Raw genomic sequence first — 9281 nt, forward strand, 5'->3', positions numbered from 1 at the left:
CAGCGCCGCTTGCTTCATCGAGATGCAGCGGCCTAATGTGACAAACCTGATGGACCAGAGCCTCCGTTAGCTCACGCCGCCGGTTGTCCCAAAAACCCTGACGACGGACACCGTAGAGGAACGCGGCCTTCTTTCCGTGTTCACTGCCGAAATGATCTCGGTGCAGGAAGGCATCGTCAGAGGTGGCGAGCAGGTCGGCACTCTCGAGTTGCATGCCGAGATCGGATGGATCAGAGCGGAGTATATGGAGCGCTTCCTTCAGGCGATGGCGATCGCCGCCGTCGTGTTGGCCCTTACAGGGTTAGTTGCGTGGCACCTTATCCGGCAGCTGGTTTCCCCGCTCGGCCAGTTGGCCACCACGTTGTCGGCCATCGGGGCGGGCTCAGAACTCTCCCTGAGGCTCAATACGACGCGGAACGATGAAGTCGGTATTCTTATCGGAGCGTTCAACATAATGTTGGGTAAGCTTGGCGAGCGGGATAGGAAACTCCGCGAGCTCAACGATTCTCTGGAAGAGACCGTGAAACTGCGCACGGCGCAGCTTCAGAACGCCAAGGAAGAGGCCGAGCGCGCCAATCAGGCGAAGTCGGACTTTCTGGCGACCATGAGCCACGAGATCAGGACACCAATGAACAGCATGATGGTGATGGCGGAGATGCTCGCCGGTGCGCAGCTTACGCCCAAGCAATTGCGGTTCGCGGAGATCATCAAGCGATCCGGTCACGGTCTTCTCAACATCATCAACGACATATTGGATCTTTCCAAGATCGAGGCTGGCAGCCTTCAACTTGAATCGATCCCCTTCTGCCTTGAAACCATTGTCGAGGACGTTGCAAGCCTCTTCGCAGAGAAGGCGCGCGGAAAGGGGCTGTCGATCGCCACGCATGTGCCGCATGACCTGCCGACGGAACTCGCGGGCGACCCGACCCGAATTGGCCAAATCGTCACTAACTTGGTCAACAACGCCCTGAAATTCACTGAAAGCGGGGGCGTGGACATCGAAGTCTCGGCGCGCCAAGCCGCGAGGGGTAGACTCGCCGTTGAGATCGCGGTCCGTGACAGCGGGATCGGCATGGCGCCCGAAGCGCTGGCGCGTGTCTTCGAACGCTTTACGCAGGCGGATCAGTCCACGACACGCAAATACGGCGGCACGGGCCTAGGCCTGTCGATTACAAAGCGGCTCGTTGAAGCGATGGACGGAACAATAACAGTCGAAAGCGTGGAGGGTCATGGCTCGATCTTCCGGGTCGCCCTGGAGCTGCAAATTCTGGCTTCGGCCCCACCTACCGTCGATATCTCGAAGACGCGCATAATGCTTGCCATTGCCGACGGCCGCACCCTGCGCGCTGCCCGGGGCGCCTTTGCTGCCCGGGGAGCGGACATCGTTACCGAAGCAAGAGCGCAGGATATAGACCTCGTGGTCGCCGATCTGGCCGGTTTCGCCAGCCTGCAGCCCGCGCTCGACCAATATGCTCCGCGCATATTGCTCCGTTCGATCGGCTCTCTGGCGGGCCTTGAAGCCGCTCCAGAATGGAGAAATGCCCCCCAAATCGACCTTCCGCTGCGCAGCCGCGACGTCGACCGGATAGCCTCCTGTCTTGCTATGTCCGACTTTTCGTCCCTGCGCGACGACGTGGATGCCGATAACCGGACGGCAACTCTGCCCAGCTTCACTGGCCTCAAGATTCTCGCAGTCGACGACAATGCAGTCAACCGCGAAGTGCTGATTGAGGCATTAGCTAGTCTAGGCGTCACGCCGACCATTGCCGACAGCGGCGTGGCCGCAATCGAGCGTGCCGAGCAGGATGCTTTCGACGTCATCTTTATGGATTGCTCGATGCCGGGCATGGATGGTTTCGAAGCAACGCGATGCATACGCGACCTCGAGCGCGAGAAGATGCGGACGCCAGCCCAAATCGTCGCTCTCACGGCTCATGTAACCGGGCCCGAATCCCAGAGATGGCGAAGTGCAAGCATGGACGGGTACGTCGCCAAGCCCTTCACGCTCGCCCAGCTGGCGAGGGCTCTCGCGCAAACCAAAGACGCTATCGATCAACCGGCGACAGCCCCCGCGTCTCTTGGGGGCGCGCAGGCGATGGCCTGGCGCGACGTCCCACTGCTGTCGCGTGATACGCTCGCCATGTTTGCAACCCTCGGGCAAGGGGGACAGTCCATAGCCAGCCGCGTCTTCGGCCTTTTCGCCAGCAATGCGCCCCAAGCGGTTGCAGAACTGCGTGCGGCCATTGACACAAAGCGCGCAGACGAGACCGCCAAGCTGGCGCATGCCCTCAAGTCCATGTGCTCTAGCGCCGGAGCGGCGCGATGCCGCGCAATATGCCAAATGCTGGAAGACGAAGTCGGTGCCGACCACATCAGGGGCCAAGCGCTGTGCGGAGAGCTCGAGCGGGCGCTCGCTGACACGATGTCCGCCATGGACGGCTCTAGCTTGACGGACGAACGCCGTTACGCGGCCGGTTCAGCCTGATAAAACATCTCATACGAGTCCGGACCGCAGAGAGGCTGCGGGCTTAAGCCTTGAGTTTTTTCGTGACGAAGGTCGGGCAACGGCGGATGCCGACGGTCTGCCGCGCGTCGTCTGCATGGCGAGCCCCGATATAAGGAATGGCCGAAAGATAGTGAAATCGAGCATGCAAATCTTTGGCGCGGAGACTTGTCCGGGATCCGATGACAATGTGGCTCCAATTACGTGCTGCTGTTGGCTCTGCCTCCATCAACACCTGCCAAGACTCATCGCTCACCGAAGCCGGCAGCCATTCTAAACACCGTACGCAAACTGACCGGCCAGCATTCCCAAGAGCGGTTATGCGTGGATCACGAGACGGCGTCCGCCGGACGGCTGGCAATGAACAGGGAAGGTCACAGCGCTGGCGGAAATGCCACAAAAAAACGCTCTCCTTGACCTTCCACCCGCTGGATGCCCCATCTTTAGGAATACCGGGTTTCGAAGGAGAGAATGATGCAGTTCCAGATCGACAATATGAACTGCGGCGGCTGCGCCAAAAGCGTCACCAAGGCAATCCAGTCTGTGGACAGCCAGGCGAAGGTCGAGATCGACCTGGCAGGCAAGCAGGTACATGTGGCCTCGAACGCCGCTGAAGCAGCAATTGTGGGCAGCCTCAATGATGCCGGCTATCCCCCTCGACGGGTGGCTTGAACCTTGCGCGGGGGCTTATCGCTCGAGTTCGGCGATAAGGCTTTTCATCTCCGCAATTTCCTCGCGCTGCGTCGTGCCGATTTCGTCGGCCAAGGCGCGCACGCGTGGGTCGGCGAGGCCGGCGCGCTCACTCGTGAGTATGGCTATCGAATGATGCGGGATCATCGCCTTCATCCATTCCAGCTGATCGACCGATGCTTGAGAGCGAACCATGTAGAGAGAACCCGCAAAGACGATCCCCGCCGTGGCGAGAATGGCGACATTGACGGCCTTGTTTCGATACATGTGCAGCATGAAGAGCAGCATCACGGCGGCCATCGTCGAACCCATGATCAAAGCCATATAGGCACGGGTTTCGCTCCAGTAGAGGTGATCGGTGGAATAGGTGTTGAGGTACATCAGCCCGTACATGATCGCGGTGGACGTTCCGATCATGGCCGCAAACCGTAGGTATTTGATCATGCTCGATCCTCTCGGCGCGCGTCTGTGTTTCCAGTAAAGCTGGTTGCTCTGCTGCTTCCGCGCGGTATTCCGTCGTCCTCTAAACAGCCATCTTTTGGGGAACTGATAGAGCGAACTCAGGTTCCCAATTCTCACATGCCAACGAGGATGCATTGAAGCTCGCAGGATGGCCCCATGTGCTCTTTGTGGCCCTGCTCGCAATAGCGATGGGGGCGGTATGGGCTCCGCTCGGTTCAAGCGCGGCCAATCTTCCCGCCGATGTCGATCCTCATCAGGCTGAAGCCCACTCCGATCACCTCTTCGACAAGCATGACCATCGCGGCTTAGGCGAACCTCAGCCCGACTGTCGGTCATCGGGGCCCATTTGCTGTTTGATGACCATATGTCACCCCGGATTGATAGTCGATCCGATCGCTGTGGCGTTCCTGGGAGTATGCAGCGAGAAAGCGCAGGCCGGTGCCTGCGCGGTATCGGCAAGTGATCCCGGAGTAGCCGTTCCACCTCCACGACGTCTCCTTGTCTGACTGAGATCCACACAGATTCAACAGGAGACTTCCGATGAAACCCGTAAAGACAATTCTCATGGCCGCTGTGGCGGCCGCCAGCCTGTCCATGCCGGCGCTTGCCCAGGAGACCGAATTCAAGCTTCCCGAGCAGTGCACGGCATCCGCATCCGGTGCGATGGATCATTCGTCAATGGGCCATGGGGGCATGCACGGCAACCAGAATGAAGCCATGCATTCTGCCATGATGGACATGATGGGGATGGGAGGCATGGACCTCGAGGCCATGCCCGAGCATGTCCAGGAGAACATGCGCAAGATGATGATCACCATGCCCGCCATGCACGAAGGCATGATGAATGAGGACGCCGATGTGGCGTTCGCCTGCGGTATGATCGCTCACCATCAAGGCGCCATCGACATGGCGCAGGTGCTGATTGAGCATGGCGAGGATCCGCAGATGCGCGCGCTTGCCGAGGAAATCATTGAGGCACAGGTCGCCGAGATCGAGCAGATGACCAACTGGCTGGCTGAGAACGCCAACTGAAGGTGAACCTGGTCGTGCGGGGAAACCCGCACGGCCACTTCCTCGGTCGCGCACATATCTCTTGAGCTTCCGGTGGCTGGAACCCCCATATACAGGGCAAACAGTTTTGGAGTGATCGCCGTGAACATCGGATCTGCGGCCCGCAGGTCGGGCCTGCCGCCCAAGACCATTCGTTATTATGAGGATATCGGTCTCCTGCGGGCCGACCGAGCGGCCAATGGCTATCGGGACTATTCCGACGAGGACGTCCACCGGCTGCGCTTCGTTCAGCGGACGCGAAGCCTCGGCTTCTCGGTTGAGGAGTGTCGGCAGCTCCTGTCACTGTATTCCGATCGCGATCGCGCCAGTGCGGACGTCAAGGCAATCGCCACAGAGAAACTGGGCGAGATCGACCGCAAGATCGCTGAACTGACGGGTTTGCGCAAAATGCTCGGGCACTTGGTCGAGACCTGCCACGGCGATGCGCGGCCGGACTGCCCGATCATCGACGGGCTATCCGGCAGGACGACCAGCCACTAGGTCTGAGGGACGACCGCCATGATGAGCGACGCCATGATGTGGGGGATGGGCATCTGGTGGCTTGTGATCGCCCTCCTGGTCTTGCTCGCCATCGCCGCTCTCGTGAAATATATCTTCTTTCGCTAGGGAGGCGCGCTCCACGAGGCGCCTGCGGCCAGTATGAATACACTCTCAGCCGACAGGGCGCACTGGGACGAGGTCTATTCAGGCAAGGCCGAAGAGGCCCATTCCTGGTTCCAGGCGGACCCCGCCATCTCGCTGGAACTGATCGGCAGATATGCGCCATCGCTTGGTGCACCGATCATCGATATCGGTGCCGGCACCTCTCGCCTTGTCGATGCGCTCCTGGCGGCCGGCCATTCGGACATCACGCTGCTCGATCTCTCGGAGCAGGCCCTCGATGCGGTCCGCAATCGCATCGGCAGGAACTCGACAACGGTCAGGATGATCGCGACCGACCTCAGGCAGTGGACACCGCTGCGGAGCTATGCCGTCTGGCATGATCGTGCCGTCCTTCACTTCCTGACAGATAGCGAGGGTCAGCATGCCTATGTCGAAGCTTTGACGACGGGCACCGGGACGGGGTCGACGGTCATCATATCGGCCTTCGCGCCGGACGGTCCCGAGCGCTGCAGCGGCCTTCCGGTTCGTCGCTATTCCGCGGCCGATCTGGCGGTGCTTCTCGGTGAACCGTTCGATCTTGTTGAATGCCGCAAGGAGGAGCACCTCACGCCGGGCGGGGTCACGCAGCACTTCGTCATCACGGTATTCAGACGCCTTTGAGCAATTGCTGAAGCCGTCCGGCACGGCGTTCGGTCGGAGACATTAAGTCGGCCTTAGCGGGTACCCCGCCACGATGCGAAGATGACTGCATCCCGTCCAATGATCGTTCCGGTTCACAATGACTACTCAGCATGGCAGAAGGCACTGCATTGGACCGTTGTCGGCCTGGTTATGGTCCAGATCTGGAGTTCAGGTGGGATCGAGCGCTCTCACGCGGATCATGTCGCCGGCCTCGAACCGTCCCGGCTCGATCTCTTTTTGCATGAGATTCACACCTTTCTGGGCCTTCTGATCGGTGCTCTCGTCGTCCTGCGAATCCTGCTGCGAGTTGCGTCGAAAGCACCTGCGCAGGACAGAACGTTGCATAGCGCGGTTCGAATAGGCGCATGTGTCAATCACTGGGCCCTGTACGCGGTTCTTCTTTTGCTGCCGGTGACCGGAATTGGAGCGCGCTACATCGACTTCGAGACCATCGGACCCGTCCACGTACTCCTGACGCGGATCCTGTTCCTTCTCGTCGCAATTCATGGCGCCGCTGCACTATGGCATCTCCTGAGACGTGACGGCGTCGCCTGGCGAATGCTCCCCAGCCGGCTGCTTCGGGGCAGGTGACCGTTCAAAACCAAGCCAGCCACGAACGACGAATAATCGATTCCGCTTGACCTTCCATCTGCTGGAAGCGGCAGATTCGGACTTCTCGTCCTATTTGTCGAAAGCGTCGCCATGGCGGAACATCATCATGAGCATTCTCATGCACGGGCGGCAACGCGTGCGCTTGATGCCCGCAGTGCCTCCCACGCTGCTCACGACCACGGCGTGATGGTGGAGGATTTCCGCCGGCGCTTCTGGGTGTCGTTGATCCTGACACCACCGATACTGATCCTTTCCCCCATGATCCAGCACTGGCTGGGCATCGAGGATGCAGTCTCTTTCCCAGGCGACGGTCTGTTGCTGTTCGTGTTGTCGACCGTCGTCTATCTCTACGGCGGCTGGCCCTTCCTGACGGGGTTCTTCAGGGAACTCGGTGATCGCCGGCCGGGCATGATGACCCTCGTCGCCATGGCAATCTCCGTCGCTTACTTCTATTCGGCGGCCGTCACCTTCGGGCTTCCGGGCATGTCCTTTTACTGGGAGCTCGCGACGCTGATAGCCATTATGCTTCTTGGCCACTGGCTCGAGATGCGCTCGGTCATGGGCGCCTCGCGTGCGCTGGAGGCGCTCGTTCGGCTCCTGCCGGACAGCGCAATCAGAATCGACGCTCACGGAAATGGCGTCGAGATGCCGATCGCTGCCCTGACGCCTGGGGACCATATTCTCGTGCGCCCCGGCGGGAAGGTGCCGGTTGACGGGCGTGTCATCGAAGGCTCGTCATCGTTCAACGAATCCATGCTGACCGGAGAATCCCGTCCGGTTGCCAAGAAGGCTGGCGACAGCGCCATCGGCGGCGCGATCAACGGCGCTGGCGCCGTCACGATCGAGGTCATGGCCACTGGCGGAGCGACCTATCTCTCCCAGGTTATCGACATGGTCAAACGCGCGCAGGCAAGTCGCTCGCGCACACAGGATCTCGCCAACCGGGCGGCGGGATGGCTCACCTATATCGCTCTGGGCGTCGGCTTCGGATCCTTGGCTTGGTGGACAATCGCGGGAGAGAGCTGGGAATTCGCCATTGAGCGGATGGTGACTGTTATGGTGATCGCCTGTCCGCATGCGCTCGGTCTTGCTGTTCCACTCGTTGTTGCCGTCAGCACGTCGCTCAGCGCTGGAAACGGCTTGCTCATCCGCGACCGTGCGGCCTTCGAGCGCGCACGAAACCTTGACGCGGCCGTGTTCGACAAGACCGGCACCCTCACTGAGGGGCGCTTCGGGGTCAGCGATGTTGTCCTTCTGGGATCGATGGGTGAAACCGAGGCCCTCCGGCTGGCCGCATCGGCTGAAAGCCAGTCCGAGCATCCAATTGCACAGGGCATTGTTGCGGAGACGACGACGCGGAACGTTGCCTATCCACGGCCGGAGAGCGTTCGCAACATCACCGGCGAAGGCATTGAGGCCCGCGTGGAAGCCCGAGCCGTTGCCATTGTCAGCCCGGGCCATCTGGCACGCCAGGGTAAGGCAATCTCGCATGAGCGGCTGAAGGCGCTCGAGTCAGACGGCAAGACGGTCGTAGTGCTGGTCGTTGATGGCGAACCGTTGGCCCTATTTGCACTTTCCGACATCATCAGGCCCGAATCCCGAGAGGCGATCGACGACCTCAAGGCGCTTGGAATCCGCCCGATCATGCTAACCGGCGATGCCGAAGGTGTCGCACGGGCTGTCTCGGCGGAACTCGGAGTCGAGGAATACTACGCCGAAGTGTTGCCCGACCAGAAGGCCGCAAAGATCGCCGAGCTTCGCCGCAATGGCAGGCGGATCGCGATGGTCGGCGACGGGGTCAACGATGCGCCTGCGCTGGTCGAGGCCGACCTCGGCGTTGCAATCGGTGCCGGTACGGATGTCGCTGTGGAGTCCGCCGATATTGTTCTCGTTCGAAGCGATCCGCGCGACGTGGCAGCCATTCTCGGACTGTCGCGGGCGACCTACCGCAAGATGGTGCAGAACCTTGTCTGGGCAACAGGCTACAACACCTTCGCCATCCCGATGGCAGCTGGCATCACCTTTGGCACGGGCTTTCTGATGACACCTGCCGTGGGCGCCGTATTCATGTCGCTCAGCACCATCATTGTGGCCATAAATGCGCAGTTGCTGCGCTTCTACAAAAGGGAAGAAATCACAAGATGACAGGAGTTTTCTTGACCCGACGCTCACGCCGGCCGCTTACCGGCACGAAGGGACGAGTTGAAACGATGCTTCGGAACGGACTGAGGCGGATCACGGCGGCATTGCTGGTCATTTGCCTCGTACCTTTGGGCTCGGCCCTTGCTGAAACCATGCCGGTCGAAGCGCTCGCACAGCACACTCATATCCATGGCCTGGCCGTCGATCGCCAAGCTCCGGACCATCTTCTCATCGCAACCCATCATGGCGTCTTTCGCGCAAACCCTGAAGGTCAGGCCACTCGGATTTCGGCGGTGAAGGATTTCATGGGGTTCTCCGCGCACCCGGCTGAGCCGCGGACTTATTTCGGCAGCGGACATCCTCCCGAGGGGGGCAATCTCGGCTTCATCGTGTCGACGGATGGAGGGGCAACCTGGACGCAGCGATCGCCGGGCGCAAATGGCCCGGTGGATTTCCATCAGCTTGCCGTCAGTCCCGTCGACCCCGAAATCATCTATGGCGCCTACGGAGCGCTCCA

The 9281-nt window shown here is 60.5% G+C and carries 9 protein-coding genes and 1 pseudogene; 8 read left to right on the top strand and 2 right to left on the bottom strand.

All coding sequences use genetic code 11. The features are described from left to right. Window positions 1-214: hypothetical protein (locus tag FY036_RS24005; protein WP_210247457.1), on the bottom strand; the 214-nt coding region annotated here is incomplete at its 3' end. A gap of 30 nt (window positions 215-244) precedes the next feature. Here FY036_RS24005 and FY036_RS00155 point away from each other — a divergent pair. Together FY036_RS00155 and FY036_RS00160 are read left to right on the top strand one after the other, a co-directional pair. After that, window positions 245-2485, top strand: a complete 2241-nt coding sequence (locus FY036_RS00155; protein WP_210247458.1) for a hybrid sensor histidine kinase/response regulator — start codon at window positions 245-247, stop codon at window positions 2483-2485. 492 nt (window positions 2486-2977) lie between these two features. Further along, window positions 2978-3175, top strand: coding sequence for a heavy-metal-associated domain-containing protein (locus tag FY036_RS00160; protein ID WP_148912723.1), 198 nt, complete (start codon window positions 2978-2980; stop codon window positions 3173-3175). Window positions 3176-3190: 15 nt separating this feature from the next. Here the strand turns inward: FY036_RS00160 and FY036_RS00165 are convergent, their stop codons facing one another. Next, window positions 3191-3634 carry a DUF305 domain-containing protein gene (locus tag FY036_RS00165; protein WP_201744660.1) on the bottom strand — a complete coding sequence of 148 codons (444 nt, stop codon included), beginning with the start codon at window positions 3632-3634 and terminating at the stop codon, window positions 3191-3193. A gap of 561 nt (window positions 3635-4195) precedes the next feature. On the opposite strand from FY036_RS00165, the gene copM reads away from it, so the two are divergent. The 6 genes and pseudogenes from copM to FY036_RS00195 all read left to right on the top strand — a co-directional run. Beyond that, a complete protein-coding gene (copM, locus tag FY036_RS00170) occupies window positions 4196-4687 on the top strand; it encodes a CopM family metallochaperone (protein WP_148912719.1) in 492 nt (163 codons plus the stop codon). A 120-nt stretch (window positions 4688-4807) separates the two neighbouring features. Further along, window positions 4808-5206 (top strand): Cu(I)-responsive transcriptional regulator, encoded by a 399-nt coding sequence (gene cueR / locus FY036_RS00175; protein WP_148912720.1) that lies wholly within the window; start codon window positions 4808-4810, stop codon window positions 5204-5206. Window positions 5207-5365: 159 nt separating this feature from the next. After that, window positions 5366-5989, top strand: a complete 624-nt coding sequence (locus FY036_RS00180) for a class I SAM-dependent methyltransferase (protein WP_148912721.1) — start codon at window positions 5366-5368, stop codon at window positions 5987-5989. A gap of 81 nt (window positions 5990-6070) precedes the next feature. Next, window positions 6071-6601, top strand: a complete 531-nt coding sequence (locus FY036_RS00185; RefSeq protein WP_148912722.1) for a cytochrome b — start codon at window positions 6071-6073, stop codon at window positions 6599-6601. A 111-nt stretch (window positions 6602-6712) separates the two neighbouring features. Then, window positions 6713-8767 carry a heavy metal translocating P-type ATPase gene (locus FY036_RS00190; protein WP_235897423.1) on the top strand — a complete coding sequence of 685 codons (2055 nt, stop codon included), beginning with the start codon at window positions 6713-6715 and terminating at the stop codon, window positions 8765-8767. Window positions 8768-8868: 101 nt separating this feature from the next. Beyond that, window positions 8869-9281, top strand: a pseudogene (locus FY036_RS00195) (hypothetical protein); the annotation flags it as partial.

It is taken from the genome of Neoaquamicrobium microcysteis (genome assembly GCF_008180155.1).
Classification (GTDB): Bacteria; Pseudomonadota; Alphaproteobacteria; order Rhizobiales; family Rhizobiaceae; genus Aerobium; species Aerobium microcysteis.